Source organism: Herbaspirillum sp. AP02 (assembly GCF_015767275.1).
Lineage (GTDB): Bacteria > Pseudomonadota > Gammaproteobacteria > Burkholderiales > Burkholderiaceae_D > Herbaspirillum.
This window is the reverse complement of the sequence record NZ_JADWMY010000001.1, coordinates 993,419-1,013,316: the sequence shown is the minus strand read 5'-3', so window position 1 is coordinate 1,013,316 and position 19,898 is coordinate 993,419. Positions and strand designations below refer to the sequence as shown.

The following is a 19,898-nucleotide window of genomic DNA, read 5'->3' as shown; positions in this document are numbered from 1 at the left end:
ATGCGCCATATCATTTCTGTGCTGCTGGAAAACGAAGCCGGCGCATTGTCCCGTGTCGTGGGCCTGTTCTCCGCACGCGGCTACAACATCGAAACGCTCACCGTTGCACCCACCGAAGACTCGACCCTGTCGCGCATGACCATCGTGACATCGGGCTCGGACGATGTGATCGAACAGATCACCAAACACCTGAACCGCCTGATCGAGGTGGTGAAGGTCGTCGATCTGACGGAAGGCGCGCACATCGAGCGCGAACTGATGCTGATCAAGGTGCGCGCAGTGGGCAAGGAACGGGAAGAGATGAAGCGTACTGCGGATATCTTCCGTGGCCGCATCATCGATGTCACCGAGAAGACCTACACGATCGAGCTGACCGGCGCCAAGAGCAAGCTGGACGCCTTCATCGACGCCCTGGATCGCACCGCGATCCTGGAAACGGTCCGTACCGGCGGCTCCGGCATCGGTCGCGGTGAACGGATCCTGAAGATCTGATCGACCGCGCCAGGCAGTACCCATCACACATACATACATTCAATTCGAGCTATTCGGAACATAGGAAAAATCATGAAAGTTTTCTACGACAAAGACGCAGACCTGTCCCTGATCAAGAACAAGAACGTGACCATCATCGGTTACGGTTCGCAAGGTCACGCTCACGCGCTGAACCTGAAGGATTCGGGCGTGAAGGTGACCGTCGGCCTGCGTAAGGGCGGCGCTTCCTGGTCCAAGGCCGAGAAGGCCGGCCTGAAGGTCGCTGAAGTGAACGACGCCGTCAAGGACGCCGACGTCATCATGATCCTGCTGCCCGACGAAAACATCGGCGAAGTCTATGCCGAGAACGTCGCACCGTTCGCCAAGCAAGGTGCGACCGTCGCCTTCGCCCACGGCTTCAACATCCACTATGGCCAAGTCGTGCCGCGCGCTGACCTGGACATCATCATGATCGCCCCCAAGGCTCCTGGCCACACCGTGCGTTCGACCTACAGCCAGGGTGGCGGCGTGCCGCACCTGATCGCCGTGCACCAGGACAAGTCCGGCTCGGCCCGTGACCTGGCCCTGTCGTATGCCACCGCCAATGGTGGCGGCCGTGCCGGCATCATCGAAACCAACTTCCGCGAAGAAACCGAAACCGACCTGTTCGGCGAACAGGCCGTGCTGTGCGGCGGTACCGTGGAACTGATCAAGGCCGGTTTCGAAACCCTGGTGGAAGCCGGCTACGCCCCGGAAATGGCTTACTTCGAGTGCCTGCACGAACTGAAGCTGATCGTCGACCTGATCTATGAAGGCGGTATCGCCAACATGAACTACTCGATCTCCAACAACGCCGAATACGGCGAGTACGTGACCGGCCCGCGCGTGATCAACGCCGAGAGCAAGGCCGCCATGAAGAAGGTGCTGGAAGACATCCAGACCGGCGAATACGCCAAGAGCTTCATCCTGGAAAACAAGGCCGGTGCACCGACCCTGATGTCGCGTCGTCGCATCAACGCCGAACACCAGATCGAAATCGTGGGCGAGAAGCTGCGCGCCATGATGCCCTGGATCAAGGCCAACAAGCTGGTCGATCAAAGCAAGAACTGATCTGCCGCTTGCACGAAAAAACGCCACGGTTCGCCGTGGCGTTTTTTTTCGCCCGTACGCATCGATGCGGATGACAGAGCGCCAAGCTGAAGGGGCATGTCGTTACCGCTTGTTGCATTTGCTCAAGAACCAAGCGGATGGGCTGTCGTCGAAGTGCTGGGTGAATGACTGGAATATGAAGTTATCATCACCCGTCCACGATCAAGAATAAAGAGGATCCCCTATGACACCTTCCCGCAAACTGATGCTGGGCGCCGCATTGGCGACCGCCTGCCTGGCATCGCAGGTCCAGGCGCAGACTCAGGCGCAAGCCCAGGGCAGCATGCCGGCTGCCGTCGCCACCACTGGCACCATGGTAGTGGTACCCGCCAATGGCGAAATCAGCGTACCCAACGACCAGGCCCGCGTGACCCTGCAGGTCGAAGAGCAGGACAAGGACAAGACCACCGCCGCCTCCCGCGTCAACCAGAAGATGAAGCAGGGTATCGAACTGTTGAAGCGCCAGGATCCGCAAGCCACGCTCAAGAGCTACGGCTACTACACCTACGCGGTCTATGCCGAGCCGCCCCAGGTCACGCCCCAGCAGCCGCGCCAGCCGGCCAAGGCCCGCCCAGTGGTCGGCTGGCGCGTCGGCCAGTATCTGGAGATGACCACCGGGAACCTCACTGCGTTGCCCAAAACCGTGGCCTCGGCGCAGAGCCTGATGAACCTGAACGGTCTGCAGTTCGGCCTGAGCCCGGCTGCTGCCGGCAAGCTGGATGCGGCACTGGTCAATGCCACTTATCGCAACCTGGAAGAGCGTATCGGCTTCATCGCCAACGCCATGCATCGCGCTCCGTCTGACGCCGTGATCGAGACGGTCGACTTCGAGGGCTCGGGCAACTATGCGGCTCCGGCCGCCGCCCCCATGGCCAAGGGCGTCATGATGCGTGCGGACATGGTGCAGGAAAACGCCAGCGTGGCCGAACCCAGCTTCGAGCCGGGCGAATCCACCGTCAACATGCGTCTGGTCGGCAAGGTACGCTTCAAGTAAGCACGACCACTGTCAATCATTGTCAACCTGCACGGGCTGACAGGGGAGGGAGGCTATAATCGGCCTCCTTTTCCGTTTTCAGGATCAACATGCGGAACATCGCCAAGCTCATCCTTCCCGTGGTCGCCGTCCTGCTGGCCGGCAACGCCCACGCCGACATCTGTGCCGACCTGCGCGCCATGCAGCAGCAGGCCCCCTCGCATTTCGACGGCTGGAAGAAGGATGGCCAGGACTCCATCGTCAAGGGCGACAAGCGCGGCCCCGTCTACCTGTCCAATTTCATGCTCGATGGGGCCGAGGTCTGCACCATCTCCAGCAACTCCTCCGTCTATTCCTGCGTCTGGCGCCTGGCGTCACCGGCTGATCTGGGGCGGGCCTACCAGCGCATGGTCAACGACATCAAGGCCTGTGCGCCGCTGGGCAAGGAACCTGCCGGCATCATCGCCGACGAACCTCAGCAGCGCAGCCAGGGTGACCTGCGCCAGGTCACCGAGGTGACCGGTTTCGACTATGCCGACGTCGAAGCGACCGTGCTGGTCGGCCAGATGCAGTTGACCGGGCCGAAAGGTCTGGCGCGCAATGAACTGAAGTTCAGCTTCTCGCATCCCCTGGCCCGCTAGCGGCCGCTCGTCTGCACGGCCGCCACCGCCCATCCCGGGTCGACAGCCAGCGCCGGTGTCGACCTCTCCCGCGGGCGGATTGGCAAAACCTCTCCCAGACCTTCAAATAGCGCCCGCCAAGCGCCCTGGGCGGCGCATTTCGTTGCATTTAACGGGCGCTGGACTAGAATAGGCACGCTTTTACTTTTGAACTTTCCGCGAGCACTGCGCGATCATTGGAGCAACATTGAACAATAACCACTATCCCCACCCCATTATCGCCCGCGAAGGCTGGCCCTTCCTGACCATCGCCGTGGTCGTGGCACTGCTGGCCACCTATTTCTGCGGCGCCTGGTCCTTCCCGCTGTGGATCATCGCGCTGTTCGTGCTGCAGTTCTTCCGCGATCCGCCACGCGTGATCCCGCAGGCCGCCAATGCGGTGCTGTCGCCGGCCGATGGCCGTATCGTGGTGGTGGCCCGTGCCCATGATCCCTATACCGACCGCGAAGCCCTGAAGATCAGCGTCTTCATGAACGTTTTCAACGTCCACTCCAACCGCTCCCCGGTGGATGGCAAGATCGAGAAAGTGCAGTATTTCCCCGGCAAGTTCGTCAATGCCGACCTCGACAAGGCCTCGCTGGAAAACGAACGCAATGCCCTGGCCATCACCACCACCAGCGGCCACAGCGTGACCTGCGTGCAGGTCGCCGGCCTGATCGCCCGTCGCATCCTGTGCTACGTCAAGGCCGGTGATACCCTGGCCCGTGGCCAGCGCTACGGTTTCATCCGCTTCGGCTCGCGGGTGGATGTGTACCTGCCGCTGACCGCTATCCCCAAGGTCAGCGTGGGTGAAAAGGTTTCCGCGACCGAAACCATTCTGGCCGAACTCTGATCACACCTGCATAGCCTGCGCCCGCCGCCGTATGGATGAGGCGGGTGGTTTTCTGCATAACCTCTACTGGACATCGATGCCAACACTAAGACGACGCAAGGCCAAGGCCGGCATTCCCTTCCCGAAATCCCTGCGCAAGCCCAAGGCGGCGCAACTGGACGAATCCGGGCAGGTGGTGGTGCGGCGCCGGTCGCGCGGGATCTACCTGTTGCCCAATGCCTTCACCACGGCCGCGCTGTTCTGCGGTTTCTACGCCATCGTGATGGCGATGAACCTCAAGTTCGACTATGCCGCCATCGCCATCTTCGTGGCCATGGTGCTGGACAGCCTGGACGGCCGGGTCGCCCGCATGACCAATACCCAGAGCGAGTTCGGCGCCCAGTACGACAGCCTGTCCGACATGGTCTCCTTCGGCGCCGCGCCGGCGCTGGTGGTCTACGAGTGGTCGCTGCGCGGCATGGGCAAGCTGGGCTGGCTGGCGGCCTTCGTCTATTGCGCTGGCGGCGCGCTGCGGCTGGCGCGCTTCAACACCAATATCGCGGTGGTCGACAAGCGCTACTTCCAGGGCCTGCCCAGCCCGGCGGCGGCAGCGCTGGTGGCCGGTTTCGTCTGGCTCATGGATGACCTGCGCTTTGCCGGTACCGACCTCAGCTGGTACGGCTGGGTGATCACCCTGTATGCCGGCATCACCATGGTGACCAATGTGCCGTTCTACAGCTTCAAGGACGTCAATTTCCGCAAGCCGGTGCCCTTCATCGCCGCACTGCTGGTGGTGGTGGCGCTGGTGCTCATTTCCAGCGATCCGTCCAAGGTATTGTTCGGCCTGTTCGTGCTGTATGGCCTGTCCGGCTATGGTGTCTATCTCTGGCGTCGTCTCAAGGGCCGCCCGGTCAGCATCGTGCAGACCAAGGATGAGCACGGGGACGAATCCCACTGAGTTGCCCGGGCCATGGCCCTTCGTGGTCATGGCCATGCCAGCTACGCAGACACCCGGCCCCGTGCCGGGTGTTTTGCTTCCGGGCCAGTGCGGTTTTTCGGGGTCGCCTTCACATCCGGCAAGTTTTTGCTAAACTGCGTTCAGCGTTTTATATATTTCTTCACAGTTCGCAATCGCGACATGAATGAAAATAGATCATGGCAATCGATACCACACTGACATCGCTGGGCAGTCTGAACTCCTACGGTCTTCCCGCAGAGAGTGGCGCCAGCAATCCGGTCAAGGCCAGCGACAATCCGGCGGCAGTGGCGCAGGCCATCGAGTTGTCGACCGATGCCTCGGTGATCGTGAGTCTTGGGGGTGGCAATGCTGCAGGCAGTGGTCAGGGGCAGGGCGCGCTGACCTACAACGCCGCCGGGCTGTTCGATGCCATCGTCAGCGCCGGTTCGGCCGACAATACCTCTCCCGACCTGACCCAGAGCCAGGCCAGCCAGTCCTATTACCAGGGTATCCTCGCCAGCATCACGACCCCGCCCACGAGCTCCGGCATCTATGACGGCAACGGGCAATTCAGCGGCAATAGTGGCCTGACATCCGATCTGTCGTCGCTGCTCAAATCCGACCCCGGCCTCACCAGCACCATCGTTGGCGACCTGATCAATCAGGGCATCGTCGGCGGTCTCATTTCCACCACCGCCTGAGCGCTCACGCGCTTCCTCCCGCAATCAGCCTGGCCAGTTGCTCGCGCAGGGCGGTATCGTGCTGGCTGTGTTCGCTGATGCGGTGATCGATGCCGGGCAGGTCGACGATGCGGCAGTCCGCTGCCGTGGCGTGTTGCCGCACCAGCTCCGCCACCTCGGCGGGAATCACGGCATCCTCGCTGGCCCGCACCAGCGTGATGCGTCCCCGGTAGTGCGAAATCATCTTCAATACCTCGGCCTCGCGCCAACTGCCGGGGCGGCGCAGGGCGGTGCTGAATGCCGGTCCGAACGGCAAGGCAAAGGCTGCGCCATCATAGATGGCACCCACCAGCGTGACCACGTGGGTGATCTGGTTGTCGGGTCGGCAGGCCAGGCGCAGGGCGATTTCCCCGCTCATGCTCACGCCCACCACGGTGCGTGGACCGACGGTGCAGCGCTCCAGCGCCGCCTGGGCTTCAGCGAGCCGTTTGGAAAGGGAATTGGGATGCACGGCGCTGCTGGCACCATGGCCGGAAAAATCGATGGCCGCGCTGGCGCATCCAAGCCGGGCCAGAGTCTGGCGTAGCGGCCACTGGCGCTGCCGGTGCCCTTGCCCGGCACCATGCAGCACCAGGGTATGGACGGCCTGGCCGTCCTCGGCACGGATGAGGTCGGTCGCCAGCGTTTCGGCGCCGACGGCCAGCGCCAGTTCTTCCTGCCGCAGGCCGTCAGCGAGCTGGAGGGTGGCGGTGGTGGCTTCAGTCGCCGGGATGGCGGCGCTCCAGGCTGGGGCTGGTGGCATAGAAGTGGCGTTTGGCTTCATACATCAAGGCATCGGCACGTTGCACCACGTGCTCCAGGCGCTCACCCGGGGTGGCGGTGGCCGCGCCCATCGACAGGCTCAGCGTCACGCCGGAGTAATACTGGTTGTTGATCTCCACCAGCTTCTGGATCTGGTCCATCAGCAACTGGCAGCCGCGTTCGTCGGTGGCCGGCAGCAGGATGGCGAATTCGTCGCCACCGGTGCGCGCCACGCTGCCCGGACGTTCGACCGCCTTGCCCAGCACTTCGCCCACCCGGCGCAGCAGACCGTCGCCGGTGGCATGGCCGAGCTCGTCGTTGACTTCCTTCAGGCCGTTCAGGTCGGCCACGATCACGCTGACCGGGAAGGGGCCCTTGCGCTCCAGGCGGTTCAGTTCGTCGACCATGTAGGCGCGGTTGTGCAGCTTGGTCAGCTCGTCGTGCTTGCCCAGGAATTCCAGGTAGGCCTCGGCCTTCTTGCGGGCGGTGATGTCGGTGAGCGCCACCAGCACCAAATCCCAGTTGTCTTCGTGACCGGGGAACACAGAAAACTGCAGATGCACGTGCAGCGTATCGCCGTTGAGCGCGTAATTGACCACTTCGCGGTGATGCAGCAGATTGCCGTTCCACAGTTCGATGAGTTGCTCGTTGAAGTGCGGCCGCATGTCATCGCGGAACACGTCCGACAGGCGCGAGAGCAGGGTAGCCTTGTCCGGCGCGCCGAACATGGACAGCGTCTGCAGGTTGACGTCGATGACGCGGATTTCCTGCATGCAGCGTTCCACGAACTCGGGATGGACGTCGGTGAAGGTGCGGAAATCGGTGATGCCGATGCGGTGCAGGTCGTCGAAGAGCCGCTTGACGGCGCTGAAGTCCTCCACCCACAGCGAAATGGGGGAATACTCGAACAGCCCGCGCGCATAGTTTTCGCTGCGCGAGAGCTTCTTGCGGGCGGTCTCGCGTTCGGTGACGTTCTCGATGGCCAGCAGGACGTAATCCCAGCTCTCTTCGCTACCCGGCATGATGCGGCCGGACAGCTGGATGTCCAGGCGCTTGCCGCCCAGGGTGTAGTTGACGGTATAGCTGGAGAAGGTCGAACCGCCGTTCCAGAGCTGCACCATTTCGTCGATGAAGGTGTCGATCATGTCATCCCGGAACACCTTGTGCAGGTTCGCCACCAGATGCGCCAGGTCGCGCGCCTCGTACCATTCCAGGGTACGGCGGTTGACGTCGACCACCTTGATCTGCATGGCGCAGGCCTGCGCCCGCGAGGTGTCCTGGCTCAGGTAGCTACGCAGATCGGTGACACCCTCGGCACGCCATTGGTCGAACAGGCGCTTGAGGCCACTGTAGTCCTCTTTCCATAAGGAAACCGGAGTCAGGTCGAAGGTGTCTTTTTCGGAAAGCGCCGGGATAGCGGCCGGCGCAGGGCTTGCTGGAGGCTGATCGTTCTGCATAACACTTCATCTTTTGCTGATGCTGAAGTGTAATGGTTTGCAGGGTCTCCTGCACACCTTCGCCGGCCGATTGCGTAAATTCACGCCATTGTTTGCGCTATTACCGTGAAAACCGCGGATTTGACGGTGGTTTTGTTGATTGAAAGTTAATCATCCGCATCCACCGCTTCCACCGCAGCCCTCACGCCCACGATCAGCGTACCCGGCTCGGACGCAGTACATTGCGCCAGTCGGCCAGCCGCCGCAAGAGCTTGACCCAGGGCGCGTGCCAGGGCTGGCGCGGCGTGCTGAGGCAAAGCAGCTCACCGCCTTGCGGCGCCAGGATGCCGACCCAACCCTCGCGCTCCAGCACCAGGCATTCGCCGTCGCCCAGGCGGGTCTGGCGGCTGACCAGGCGATCCAGTCGCCAGTATGCCGCCTCGGTGATGCGCAACAGCGGCGCCTGGCACAGCAGCTGGCTGCCGGCCGGCAGCCACAGTTGCAGGTGTTGCCCGCTGCCCAGTTGCAGCCTCCGAGGTGTAGGCTGGGCGGCGGGAAGAGTGGGGTGGCTCGGGGTAGGCATGGCTTGCTCCGTCGTGGTGGGGATGAGTGCAGTCTAGGGAGTCGCCAGGCAGCGCAACAGGCACAGGAAAATTCGGGCTGCTGCGTAACAGCGGCCGTTTTTTTGCTCTGTTACCGTTGCTTTTCGAATACTCTGTATCTGTTCTGGTCCTTGCCGGAAGAAGATGATGACTGTTATGGATACCAGCCTCCACCTCCCCGATCTCAAGCCCGCGCCACCGCCGGCCATTCCTGATTCCGGCGCTGATGCCGGTGCGCCCACGGTCAGCGCAGAAGGCGCCCGCCAGCCGCTGTACCGGCGCCTGGCGGAGCACTACCAGGGCGCGATCCAGTCCGGTACCCTGGTGGCCGGCGACCGCATGCCTTCGGTGCGTGACCTGATGCGCCAGCACCAGGTCAGCCTGTCCACCGCCTTGCAGACACTGCGTCATATGGAGGAAGGGGGCTGGCTGGAAGCACGGCCGCGCTCCGGCTACTTCGTGCGCCAGCCGCGCCGCTCGGCCATCCGCCCGGTGCAGGAACCCAAGAGCCTGATGGCCATCGATCCCGAGCAGTACGCCGGCATCCATGAAAAGGTGTCGCAATACATCGCCCTGCGCCAGAGCGGAGCGCCGCGCATCGACCTTTCCGGCATGACCTGTGCGCCAGAGCTGTATGCGGTGGAGACCCTGAAGCAGGCCGCCATGCGCGCCCTGCGCGACCGCCCCGAGCTGCTCACCAGCGCCATGCCGCACAACGGTAATGCCACCTTCCGCCAGGCCGTGGCGCGGCGGGCGCTACACCATGGCATGCGTATTGATCACGAAGAAGTGGTGGTCACCCACGGCTGTATCGAAGCGCTCAACCTGGCCCTGCGGGCGGTAGCCGGCCCCGGCGACACCATTGCCGTGGAGTCACCGACCTATTTCGGCCTGCTGCAGGCCCTGGAAAACCTGGGCATGAAGGCGCTGGAGATCCCGACCAGCCCGCATACCGGCATCTCGGTGGAGGCGCTGGAACTGGCGGTGCGCACCTACGGCAACATCAAGGGCGTGGTGGTGGTGCCCAACCTGCAGAACCCGCTGGGCTGCATCATGCCCGACGAGCACAAGGACAAGCTGGTGCGCCTGTGTGAAGAATTGCGCCTGCCGCTGATCGAAGACGACGCCTATACCGAGCTGGCCGACGGCAACGTGCCGCCTTCCAGTCTCAAGAGTCGCGATCGCAGCGGCAATGTGATCTATTGCGCTTCCCTGAACAAGGTGCTGGCGCCGGGCATGCGCCTGGGCTGGATGAATGGCGGGCGCTGGCATGAGCGGGTCAAGATGCTCAAGTTCACCCATACGCGCGCCAACGAGGAATGGACCCAGGTCACCGCCGCCGATTTCATCGCCAGCCCGGCCTACGACCGCCACCTGCGGCGCCTGCGCCAGTTGCTCAAGGAGCAGCGCGAACGCATGGCCGAATCGATTGCGGCCTATTTCCCCGAGGGCACGCGCCTGAATGTGCCCAATGGCGGCGTCGGCCTGTGGGTGGAGCTGCCGGTGCAGGTGTGCTCGCAGCAGATGTTCGAACGGGCGCTGGCCGAGGGCGTGGGGGTGTCGCCGGGTGCCATCTTTTCCAATTCCAACCGCTATGGGCATTTCCTGCGCATCTGCTGCGGTCATCCTTTTACCCGCGAACTGGACCAGGCGCTGCGCCGCCTGGGCAGTATCGGGCATAGCCTGGCCGGACAGTAGGACAGTCGGTAACATGAAGTTTTCGTCAGGCCGCCCCGGGTACAGTCCCGGGGCAGCCTTTTTGCATTCCGGGCCGGTGATGAGGCATGGAGGACAGAGAATCAGGCATTGCCCGAAAGGGCGGGCTGCGGCAGACTTGTAAAGAACATGTAAAGACGAAGGTTTGCATTCTCACGCGTGCCGCCTAGATCCGATGTCCTTTCCGGGAGACCAGTCCATGCCTGAACTGCAGCAGCAGACGCAGCACGCCCACCAGGTCCGTTTGCACGCGGCGATCGACGCCCACATGGCCGGGCGCCTGGACGAGGCCCGTGCCGTCTACGAGGCGGTGCTGGAAGAGGATCCCATCGAGCCGGTGGCATTGCACTTCTACGGCATCTGGCTGCATCAGGCCGGGCGCCATGAAGAGGCGCTGGACAAGCTGGAGCTCTCCAGCGCGCTGGAGCCCGATAACGCCGCCTGGCACAACGACCTGGGCAATGTGCTGTTTGCGCTGGGCCAGGTGGAACACGCCGAGCAGGCCTACGCCGACGCGCTGGCGCTGACACCGCAGGACCACACCCTCTGGAACAACCTGGGGGCAGCCCTGCTCCAGCAAGAGCGCCGGGAAGACGCCATGGCGGCCTTCGAGCGGGCGGTGGAAATTGCCCCCGAGTTTGTGCCCTCCCTGCTGCACCTGGGCAGCCTGCATGAAGCCGCGGGCGACAAGATGCAGGCCTCGCACTACCAGTGCCGCGCCTACGTGCTGCCGCCGATGGAGGGCAAGTCCTGGGAGATGGTGGGGATTTCCTTCTATTTCCTCGGCCGTCTGGAGCAGGCCGCGCAGGCCTATCGTGCCTGGCTGGAGGAGCAACCCGACAACCCGATCGCGGCCCACATGCTGGCCGCCTGTTCGCAGGACGAGGTGCCCGCACGCGCTTCGGACCGCTACATCGAATCACACTTCGACCGCTACGCCGAGACCTTCGAGGCCAACCTGCTGCAGAGCCTGGCCTATCGCGGCCCCAGCCTGATCGCCCAGGGCCTGGCCCGGCTGCTGGCGCCGGCACGCCAGTTCGCCACCGTCGACATCGGCTGCGGCACGGGTCTGTGCGCGGCCCAGGTGGCGCCGTTTTCACATCGCATCATCGGTGTTGACCTGGCCGGAAAGATGCTGGAGAAGGCCGCCGCCACCGGGCTCTACGCCCATCTGGAAAAAGCCGAGATCGGCGACTATCTGGGGCGGCATCCGCAATCCTGCGACCTCGTCACCGCCGCCGATACGATGATCTACTTCGGCGATCTGGACCAGGTCTTCGGCGCCGTCGCCGGCGCCTTGCGCAGTGGTGGCTATTTCGCCTTCACGGTCGAGGCGCTGTCCAGCGGTGATCCGGCCGACACCGGCTATTGCCTGCATGCCAGCGGCCGTTATCGCCACGGGCGCGATTACGTGCTGGAACGATTGCAGTCGCACGGCATGGAGGTGCTGCACGACAGCGATGAGGTCTTGCGCGAGGAAGTGCGGCGGCCGGTGGCGGGCATGTTGCTGGTGGCCCGCCGCCGCTGAGCCGGCCGGGATTTTCAGGCAGCCGCGTGCAGTGCGGCTTCGACCTGGCTGCGGGTGGGGACGGGTTCCACCGCACCATAGCCGGTAGTGGACAGGGCGGCGGCCACATTGGCGTAGCGCGCTGCCGCGAAGGGATCGCTGCCGCGCATCAGCTCGGCCATGAAGGCGCCGCCGAAGCAGTCACCGGCGCCGGTGGCATCCAGCGCCTGTACCGGATAGGGCGCCACCATGCGCCGCTCCTGCGGCGTGGCCACATAGCAGCCCTCCTTGCCCAGCTTGAAGGCCACCAGTTGCACGCCATGGCCCAGCAGGCGATCGACGATGGCATCGCGATCTTCCAGCCCGGTCAGCATGGACACATCTTCCCAGCTCGGCAGGCAGATATCGCACAGGCCGAAGGCCTGCTCCATCTTTTCGCGGGCGCGTTCCAGTGGCCATAGGCGCAGGCGCAGATTGGTGTCCAGCGAGGTCGGCACGCCGGCAGCGCGGGCCTGGGCCATGGCGGCCAGGCCCGCCTCGCAGGCGCTTTCACTGATGGCCAGGCTGATCCCCGACAGGTGCAGGGCGCCCGCGCCGGCGATGCTCTCCAGCGGCAGGTCGGCCGTCTGGTACTGGCTGGCCGCCGAACCGGCGCGGCGGTAGTGGAATTGGTGGCCGCTGTCGTCATGGGTGACGAAGTAGATGCCGGTGCTGGCGCCGGGGCGCACGGCCACGTGCTGCACGTCGACCTGTTCGTGCTGCCACAGGGCCAGCAGATCCTGCCCGAAATGATCGTCGCCGACGGCGCTGACATAGGCCGAGGCTGCGCCCTGGCGGGCGGCGGCGATGGCGAAGTTGGAGGTGTCGCCGCCATATCCCTGCAGGAAATTGCGCGGCGATGCGATGCTCTGGTTGAATTCCACCATGGCTTCGCCATAGGCGAGGATCTGCTTGCTCATGTTGTGCTGAAACGAAGTCGAAGTACGTGGGACGACACTGAATAAAAAGCGGGATAAAAACCGGGATAAAGCGGTCGCCCTCAGAAGAAGGTCTGCACGATGTCGGTGACATCGAAGCGCGCATCCACCACCACCAGATGACGCCACTTGTCGAAGGTCAGGCAGGGGTGCGAGATGTCGAAGGCGATCATGTCGCCCACCTTGATGTCGTCGCCTGCGGCGATCTTCAGGTAGGCGTGCTGGTCCATCATGCCGGTGACTTCCCAGTGTGCTGGCGTGGCCTGCGGCTGGGTGTCATGGCCCGGTCGGAAGCGCGTCACCGGCGCCGGCAGGCCGGCGTCGAAGGCGGCGTCGCGCTTGCCCAGGGCGATGATGGCCTTGTCGCTTTCCGGGATGGATTGCACGTAGGCCCACAACTGCAGTGCAGGCTGCAACTGGCTGCGCATGCTGTGCGCCACCGGATTGCGCACCTGGATCTGGGCCTGCGCGGCGCGGTAGATGCCCACGTCGTGGGTCAGGTAGCAGCCCGGGCGCAGCACCACGTCCAGGGCCGCACCAATGTCGGCCTGGCCGAACTCTTCGGCCACCACGTCGTACCAGGCCGAGCCGGCCCCGGTCAGCACCGCCGGACCGTGCGCCAGACGGCGCGCCAGCTTGCCCTGCGCGGCCAGTTCGCCGATGCAGGCCACGGCGCGCTGCAGGAAGCGGCGGATATCGACCTCTTCCTTGAGCACGCCTTCATACACTTCTACCCCGGCCAGGGCAAGGCTGTCCCAGCGTTCGATCTCTGCCAGCACAGCCGCCTGCTGGGCGGCATCGCGCACGCCGGTGCGACCGCCGGCCGGGCCCAGTTCCAGCAGTACGTTCAGGGTTTGCTTACGCTCGGCGAAGAAGCGGCCGAGCTGCTCCACCAGGTCGGCGGAATCGACCAGACAGAAGAATTCGAACGAGGGGTCGGCCAGCAGCTCCGAGATGATGGCCATGTTGCGCTTGCCCACCAGCTGGTTGGCCATGATCACCCGGCGCACGCCGTGATGATAGGCCGCCAGGGTCTGGTGCGCAGTGGCCAGGGTGATGCCCCAGGCGCCCGTGTCGAGCTGGCGCGCAAACAGCTTGGGCGCCATGGTGGTCTTGCCGTGCGGAGCCAGCTTGACCTGGTATTGGCCGACAAATTCCTGCATCCACTTCAGGTTGTGGGCGATCTTTTCTTCATACAACACCGCGGCCGGCAGGCTGATGTCCTCGTTGAGCAGGTTCCAGCGCACGTTGCCGGCCTGCTGCGGCGACAGGGGCTGGGGCAGGGCGCCCAGACCCTTGTTGAGCGGGTCGACGATGCCTGGTTGGTAAGGTCCGTGGTAGTTTGTATCATTCATCGTATTAATTCCTGTTAAATTAGGATTGACGTAATAATATCCTTGAATTTACTATGTTTACGCCGTGTTAGTAAATAACATAAATTATTTTCACAGTCCTTTTTTGGTGCATCCGGCATGCGCTTTTTTGGGGCTCGCCGGCCTGATCATTCCACCCCATGGCGCAGACATTGGACATCATTTCCCGCATCAGCGAACGTAGCAGCACCTTGCGACTGGCCGAACAGAAGGTGGCAGAAGCCATCCTGGGCGACCTGTCGGCCGCAGCCAGCGCCAGCATCGGTGAGCTGGCCGAGAAGGCCGGGGTATCGGTGGCCAGCGTGACGCGCTTTGCCAAGGCCATGGGTTGCCGCGACGTGCGCGAATTCAAGTTCCTGCTGGCGCAGGCGGTAGCGGTGGGGCAGCGTTTCTTCGACGGCGCCAAGACGCTGCCGTCGGAACAGCCGCCGGAACTGGCCGACGTGGTCTACCGCGACATCCATGCGGTGCTGGAACTGAACCGCGCCATGCTCAACCCCGACATGCTGATGCAGGCCGCGCACCTGCTGCAGGGTGCGCGCATGATCTACTGCTTCGGCATGGGGGGCGGCTCGACCATGATGTCCGACGAGGCGCGCTATCGCCTGGTGCGCCTGGGGCGACCGGTAGCGACCTACCACGATGCGGTGCTGCAGAAGATGGTGGCCGCCACTCTGGACAAGGAAGACGTGCTGCTGGTCTTCTCCACCACCGGTAGCGTGCCGGAACTGCTGGCCAGTTGCGAGGTGGCGCGGGAATACGGCGTCAAGCTGATTGCCATCACCGCCCTGGGTTCGCCACTGGCGCGGCTGGCCGATGTGCTCTTGCCCATCAAGACGCTGGAAACCGACCTGATTTTCAAACCGTCCTCGTCGCGCTACGCCATGATGGCGACGCTGGACATGCTGGTGCTGGAGCTGGCCCTGCTGCACAAGGAAAGCAGCCAGGAACGGCTGCGCCGCCTCAAGTACGTGCTCGATGCACATCGCGGCGGGGGCGACCTGCACCAGCCGCTGGGAGACTGACATGATATCCACCACCCATACCGAGGACGGGGAGCGTCGCTGCGACACCCTGTTCCGTCACGCCCTGGTGATCGACGGTTCCGGCGCCGAGCCCCAGGTGCTCGACGTGGCCGTCCACAAGGGACGCATCGCCGCCATCGGCCAGCTCGACCACTGGCACGCCGGGCAGGAGATCGATGCCACCGGCCGCGTACTCTCGCCGGGCTTCATCGACGTGCATACACATGACGACACCAATGTCATCCGTACCCCGGAGATGTTCCCCAAGCTCTCGCAGGGCGTGACCACGGTCGTGGTCGGCAATTGCGGCATCAGCGCCGCGCCGGTGACGCTCAAGGCCGATCCGCCGGACCCGATGAATCTGCTGGGCAAGGCCGAGGCCTTCCACTATCCGACCTTCGCCAGCTATGTCGAGGCAGTCAATGCCGCGCAACCGTCCATCAACGTGGCCGCGCTGGTCGGCCACACGGCCCTGCGCAACAACCATATGGACCGCCTGGATCGCGCTGCCACGCAGGGCGAAATCGACGGCATGCGCGCCCAGTTGCGCGAGGCACTGGAGCATGGCGCGCTGGGCCTCTCTACGGGTCTGGCCTACGGCAATGCCATCAATGCGCCCACCGAAGAGGTGCTGTCCCTGGCTGAACCGCTGGCCGAGTTCGGCGGCATGTATGCCACCCACCTGCGCAGCGAATTCGCCGACATCCTCGACGCCATGGACGAGTCCTTCCGCATCGGCAAGCAAGCCCGCGTGCCGGTGGTGATCTCGCATCTGAAGTGCGCAGGCGTGGAAAATTGGGGCCGCAGCAGCGAAGTGCTGCAGGCGCTGGAGGCAGCAGCGCGGCACCAGCACGTGGGCTGTGACTGCTATCCCTATACCGCCAGCTCGTCCACGCTGGATCTGAAGCAGGTGACGGCCGACTACGACATCCAGGTCACCTGGTCCGAGCCGCATCCGGAGCAGGGCAGCAAGATGTTGAAGCAGATCGCCGCCGAGTGGGGTGTGGACCTGAATACGGCGGCCGGGCGCCTGATGCCGGCCGGCGCGGTCTATCACTGCATGTCCGATGACGATGTCAATCGCATCCTGTCGCACCCGGCCACCGTGGTCGGTTCCGACGGTCTGCCCAACGATCCGCTGCCGCACCCGCGCCTGTGGGGTGCCTTCCCGCGCGTGCTGGGGTATTACAGCCGCGAACAGAAGCTGTTCTCGCTGGCCACCGCCGTGCACAAGATGACCGGCCTGTCGGCGCAGCGCTTCGGACTGGACCTGCGCGGCTTCGTGCGAGTGGGCTATCACGCCGACCTGGTGCTGTTCGATGCCGAGACCATCCGCGACGCGGCCAGCTTTACCGATCCGATGCAGCCGGCACACGGTATCGAGGGGGTCTGGGTCAACGGCCAGCTGGCCTATCGCGGCCAGGACAAGCAGGCCACCGCTGCGCGCTCGGGTCGCTTCCTGGCGCGCAAATTGCAGAAGGAAGCCGCCTGAACGCGTCGAGCCAGGCTTTTAAGTTTTTTCAGTTCTTTAAGTTTCAATGTGAATCAAAGTGAAGGAGCAGCAATGAGTATTCAACGATTTGGCGTGGAAGGTGGCAGCGGTACCGGTGGTCAGCATCTGCCCTTCGCACGCGCAGTGGCCGCTGACGGCTGGTTGTACGTGTCGGGCCAGGTGGCCATGGAAAACGGCGAAGTGATCGATGGCGGCATCGTGGCGCAATCGCACAAGGCCATCCAGAACGTGCTGGCAATCCTGAAGGAAGCCGGCTACGGACCGGAGCACGTGGTGCGCTGTGGCGTCTGGCTGGATGACGCACGCGACTTCCAGTCCTTCAACAAGGTCTTCAAGGAATACTTTGGCGCCAATCCACCGGCCCGCGCCTGCGTGGTGTCGAGCATGGTGGTGGATTGCAAGGTCGAGGTCGATTGCGTGGCCTTCAAGCGCTGATGATCGGGCGGGCTGGCATCGAAGGGGTCGTCAAGTATCCCGATGCAGCCTGCTGATGACACAGGTGCAGCGAATGACCTGGGTCGTATAAATCATACAAATAATCTAAATCATATAAATCATATAAATCATTTAAGTGATTTGGATGATTTCAAGGTTTCAAGAGTTCTGTTCGATTTGGCAGTTCATGTTTGCCGGCAGGGGTGTGGTATCGCCGGCGGGTGTCTTTTTACCTTCTGAAGAGGAGCAACAGATGGAGGCTGTACAAGGGAGTGCGCTACTGGTCTATGCACTGGTAGCGGTGATTGCACTGATCGTGCTGATCGCCAAATTCAAGATGAATCCGTTCATCGTCCTGATCGTGGTGTCGCTGGTGCTGGGCCTGGCTGTCGGCATGCCCATGGGCAATATCGTCAAGGCCTTCGAGACGGGTGTCGGTGGTGCGCTGGGCCACATCGCACTGGTGGTGGGGCTGGGGACCATGCTGGGCAAGATGATGGCCGAGTCCGGTGGTGCCGAGCGCATCGCCAACACCATGATCAAGGCCTTCGGTGAAAAGAACGTGCACTGGGCCATGATGACGGTAGCCTTCATCGTCGGTCTGCCGGTGTTCTTCGAAGTCGGTTTCGTGCTGCTGGTGCCGATCGCCTTCAACGTCGCCAAGCGTACCGGTACCAACATGGTGCTGGTGGGTATCCCCATGGTGGCCGGCCTGTCGGTGGTGCACGGTCTGATTCCGCCGCACCCGGCGGCGCTGCTGGCGGTGACCGCCTATAGCGCCGATATCGGTCGCACCATCCTGTTTGCGCTGATCGTGGGTATTCCTACGGCCATCATCGCCGGCCCGATCTTCGGCAAGCTGATCTCCAAGGTGGTGATTCCCGATCCGGACAACCCACTGATCTCGCAATTCGTCGACGACAGCAAGAAGGACCGTGACCTGCCGGGCTTCGGCATTACGCTGTTCACCATCCTGCTGCCGGTGGCGCTGATGCTCATCGGTAGCTGGGCCGACCTGTTCTTCGCGCCCAAGACCTTCGCCAATGACTTCCTGCGCCTGATCGGCAACTCGGTCATCGCGCTGCTGATCGCCACCCTGGTGAGCTTCTGGACCTTCGGTCGTGCCCGTGGCTTCGGTGCCGACCAGATCCTCAAGTTCACCAACGAATGTCTGGCGCCGATTGCCAGCATCACGCTGGTGGTGGGTGCGGGTGCCGGCTTCGGTCGTATCCTGATGGATGGCGGCGTTTCCAAGGCCATCGTCGGGATCGCCACCGATGCCCATCTGTCGCCGCTGATCCTGGGCTGGTTCGTGGCTGCGCTGATCCGCGTGGCCACCGGTTCGGCCACGGTGGCCATGACCACCGCCTGCGGCATCGTCGCGCCCATCGTGTCCACCGTCGGTGGCGTGCGTCCGGAACTGATGGTGCTGGCCACCGGCGCCGGTTCGCTGATCCTGTCGCACGTCAATGACGGCGGGTTCTGGCTGGTCAAGGAATATTTCAACATGACCGTGCCGCAGACCTTCAAGACCTGGACCGTGATGGAAACGCTGGTCTCGGTGCTGGCCCTGCTGTTCACGCTGGCGCTGGCCACCGTGGTCTGAGCCTGATCGACCGTCCTCGTGACAAGGCCGCCCGCTGCAGTGCAGAGCGGGCGGCCTTTTTCATGGCTGCGGCGGATGGATCAGAAGCGCGAGCGGGTGTCGTCGAAGCGCGGGTCGGGGCCGTTCTCGACCTTTTCCACGATGCCCTGGTCGGTGAAGTAGACGGTCATCTGCGAATTCCATACGCCGCTTTCCTTGAAGCCGTAGTTCCAGGCCTCGAAGGGGATGCGGGCATAGCGCGTCACTTCGGTGGGGCGGCCGACCCGGCGCAGTACGTCGAGCTTGGTGTCCTGCTTGGTACGGATGGCGCGGAAGTTTTCGATGGTCCAGACTTGCTGGTAGGAAACCAGGCGGTGATCGGGACCGATGCGAGCCATGTACTGATACTGGCCGAAGGCGCCGGCAGCGTATTCGAAGAGGCGACTGTCGCCATCCGGATACACATTGCTGGGCGCGCCCAGGCGTGCCACGACCTGTTCTTCGCTCTCGCCAGGTGAGACGGGCGGCTGGAACAGCGAGGCGCAGCCGCTCAATGCGGCGCTGGCCAGCAGGGCTGCGGCCAGCAGCGGGCGGGTGCGGCGCAGGAAGGGGGAGCGTTGCTTCATGGTCAATTTCCTCTTGTTGTCATTCCGGTATCGCATCATCGCCCCGGCGGAGGGGGCGGCCAGGCGTGATCCTGTCTGCGAATGTTGGTTGGAATGGCTTTTTGCTATATAATTTCGCGTCCGGTCGAGTTGGCCGGATTCTCATTTTTTGTTCACGGTATGCAGGGCACATCATTTGGCGCTCCGCACACCGCTTGTGAAAGGTAAAAGCAATGTCCATCGAAAAAGCAGCCAAGGCTGCCATTATCTCCGAAAACGCCCGCGGCACGAACGACACCGGTTCTCCGGAAGTGCAAGTCGCGCTGCTGACCGCACGCATCAACGACCTGAACGGCCACTTCAAGGCCCACGTCAAGGATCACCACTCCCGTCGTGGCCTGATCAAGATGGTCAACCGTCGCAAGAGCCTGCTGTCCTACCTGAAGAACAAGGACGCCGACCGTTACCGCGCCCTGATCGAGAAACTCGGTCTGCGTAAGTAATTTGACTTCGCGTCTGGGTCCCGGGGTGCATGCCCCGGACCACCATGAAATGCCTGCGTCACTCGTTGACGCGGGCATTTTGTTTTTTGCGATTCGGC

20 protein-coding genes are annotated in these 19,898 nt (G+C 63.3%); 14 read left to right on the top strand and 6 right to left on the bottom strand.

Features of this window, described 5'->3' with window-relative positions; genetic code table 11:
- The 7 genes from ilvN (at nucleotide 1) to I5R65_RS04545 (ending at nucleotide 5,743) form a co-directional block, all read left to right on the top strand.
- Entirely contained in the window at nucleotides 1–492 is a 492-nt protein-coding gene (gene ilvN, locus I5R65_RS04575; RefSeq protein ID WP_008327594.1) for an acetolactate synthase small subunit, read from the top strand.
- 72 nt (nucleotides 493–564) lie between these two features.
- Nucleotides 565–1,581, top strand: coding sequence for a ketol-acid reductoisomerase (ilvC, locus tag I5R65_RS04570; protein WP_180666437.1), 1,017 nt, complete (start codon nucleotides 565–567; stop codon nucleotides 1,579–1,581).
- Between the two features lie 223 nt (nucleotides 1,582–1,804).
- Nucleotides 1,805–2,614, top strand: coding sequence for an SIMPL domain-containing protein (locus I5R65_RS04565; RefSeq protein ID WP_180667445.1), 810 nt, complete (start codon nucleotides 1,805–1,807; stop codon nucleotides 2,612–2,614).
- Between the two features lie 89 nt (nucleotides 2,615–2,703).
- Entirely contained in the window at nucleotides 2,704–3,234 is a 531-nt protein-coding gene (locus I5R65_RS04560) for a vesicle formation protein (RefSeq protein ID WP_180667446.1), read from the top strand.
- A gap of 226 nt (nucleotides 3,235–3,460) precedes the next feature.
- The gene (locus tag I5R65_RS04555; protein WP_006712895.1) at nucleotides 3,461–4,105 is read left to right on the top strand and encodes a phosphatidylserine decarboxylase; all 645 of its coding nucleotides are present in this window, start codon (nucleotides 3,461–3,463) and stop codon (nucleotides 4,103–4,105) included.
- Nucleotides 4,106–4,181: 76 nt separating this feature from the next.
- Nucleotides 4,182–5,042: a CDP-diacylglycerol--serine O-phosphatidyltransferase gene (gene pssA / locus I5R65_RS04550; protein WP_180667447.1), complete on the top strand. Its 861-nt coding sequence runs from the start codon at nucleotides 4,182–4,184 to the stop codon at nucleotides 5,040–5,042.
- A gap of 197 nt (nucleotides 5,043–5,239) precedes the next feature.
- Nucleotides 5,240–5,743, top strand: a complete 504-nt coding sequence (locus I5R65_RS04545) for a hypothetical protein (RefSeq protein WP_180667448.1) — start codon at nucleotides 5,240–5,242, stop codon at nucleotides 5,741–5,743.
- Between the two features lie 4 nt (nucleotides 5,744–5,747).
- On the opposite strand, the gene I5R65_RS04540 is transcribed toward I5R65_RS04545, so the two are convergent.
- From I5R65_RS04540 to I5R65_RS04530, 3 genes are all read right to left on the bottom strand, one after another.
- Entirely contained in the window at nucleotides 5,748–6,524 is a 777-nt protein-coding gene (locus I5R65_RS04540; RefSeq protein ID WP_231395049.1) for an alpha/beta hydrolase, read from the bottom strand.
- Nucleotides 6,481–7,980 carry a sensor domain-containing diguanylate cyclase gene (locus I5R65_RS04535; RefSeq protein ID WP_180667449.1) on the bottom strand — a complete coding sequence of 500 codons (1,500 nt, stop codon included), beginning with the start codon at nucleotides 7,978–7,980 and terminating at the stop codon, nucleotides 6,481–6,483. The genes I5R65_RS04540 and I5R65_RS04535 overlap by 44 nt, the downstream gene beginning before the upstream one ends.
- A gap of 193 nt (nucleotides 7,981–8,173) precedes the next feature.
- Nucleotides 8,174–8,542 carry a hypothetical protein gene (locus tag I5R65_RS04530; protein ID WP_180667450.1) on the bottom strand — a complete coding sequence of 123 codons (369 nt, stop codon included), beginning with the start codon at nucleotides 8,540–8,542 and terminating at the stop codon, nucleotides 8,174–8,176.
- Between the two features lie 175 nt (nucleotides 8,543–8,717).
- Between I5R65_RS04530 and I5R65_RS04525 the strand changes: the two genes are divergently transcribed.
- Both I5R65_RS04525 and I5R65_RS04520 read left to right on the top strand, forming a co-directional pair.
- Complete coding sequence (locus I5R65_RS04525; protein WP_180667451.1) at nucleotides 8,718–10,259, top strand: PLP-dependent aminotransferase family protein; 1,542 nt, start codon at nucleotides 8,718–8,720, stop codon at nucleotides 10,257–10,259.
- Nucleotides 10,260–10,476: 217 nt separating this feature from the next.
- Complete coding sequence (locus I5R65_RS04520) at nucleotides 10,477–11,805, top strand: tetratricopeptide repeat protein (RefSeq protein WP_180667452.1); 1,329 nt, start codon at nucleotides 10,477–10,479, stop codon at nucleotides 11,803–11,805.
- A gap of 14 nt (nucleotides 11,806–11,819) precedes the next feature.
- On the opposite strand, the gene I5R65_RS04515 is transcribed toward I5R65_RS04520, so the two are convergent.
- Together I5R65_RS04515 and I5R65_RS04510 are read right to left on the bottom strand one after the other, a co-directional pair.
- The gene (locus I5R65_RS04515) at nucleotides 11,820–12,743 is read right to left on the bottom strand and encodes a sugar kinase (RefSeq protein ID WP_180667453.1); all 924 of its coding nucleotides are present in this window, start codon (nucleotides 12,741–12,743) and stop codon (nucleotides 11,820–11,822) included.
- 80 nt (nucleotides 12,744–12,823) lie between these two features.
- Complete coding sequence (locus I5R65_RS04510) at nucleotides 12,824–14,116, bottom strand: amino acid deaminase (protein ID WP_180667454.1); 1,293 nt, start codon at nucleotides 14,114–14,116, stop codon at nucleotides 12,824–12,826.
- A gap of 158 nt (nucleotides 14,117–14,274) precedes the next feature.
- On the opposite strand from I5R65_RS04510, the gene I5R65_RS04505 reads away from it, so the two are divergent.
- The 4 genes from I5R65_RS04505 (at nucleotide 14,275) to I5R65_RS04490 (ending at nucleotide 18,713) form a co-directional block, all read left to right on the top strand.
- Complete coding sequence (locus I5R65_RS04505; protein WP_006712912.1) at nucleotides 14,275–15,159, top strand: MurR/RpiR family transcriptional regulator; 885 nt, start codon at nucleotides 14,275–14,277, stop codon at nucleotides 15,157–15,159.
- Nucleotide 15,160: 1 nt separating this feature from the next.
- A complete protein-coding gene (locus I5R65_RS04500; protein WP_180667455.1) occupies nucleotides 15,161–16,651 on the top strand; it encodes an amidohydrolase family protein in 1,491 nt (496 codons plus the stop codon).
- Nucleotides 16,652–16,723: 72 nt separating this feature from the next.
- Nucleotides 16,724–17,107 carry a RidA family protein gene (locus I5R65_RS04495; protein WP_006712914.1) on the top strand — a complete coding sequence of 128 codons (384 nt, stop codon included), beginning with the start codon at nucleotides 16,724–16,726 and terminating at the stop codon, nucleotides 17,105–17,107.
- Nucleotides 17,108–17,360: 253 nt separating this feature from the next.
- Nucleotides 17,361–18,713 carry a GntP family permease gene (locus tag I5R65_RS04490; RefSeq protein ID WP_180667456.1) on the top strand — a complete coding sequence of 451 codons (1,353 nt, stop codon included), beginning with the start codon at nucleotides 17,361–17,363 and terminating at the stop codon, nucleotides 18,711–18,713.
- 80 nt (nucleotides 18,714–18,793) lie between these two features.
- On the opposite strand, the gene I5R65_RS04485 is transcribed toward I5R65_RS04490, so the two are convergent.
- Nucleotides 18,794–19,318, bottom strand: a complete 525-nt coding sequence (locus tag I5R65_RS04485; protein ID WP_180667457.1) for a hypothetical protein — start codon at nucleotides 19,316–19,318, stop codon at nucleotides 18,794–18,796.
- A 212-nt stretch (nucleotides 19,319–19,530) separates the two neighbouring features.
- Here I5R65_RS04485 and rpsO point away from each other — a divergent pair, with 212 nt between their 5' ends.
- A complete protein-coding gene (gene rpsO / locus I5R65_RS04480; protein ID WP_006712917.1) occupies nucleotides 19,531–19,800 on the top strand; it encodes a 30S ribosomal protein S15 in 270 nt (89 codons plus the stop codon).
- The last annotated feature ends 98 nt before the right edge of the window (nucleotides 19,801–19,898 follow it).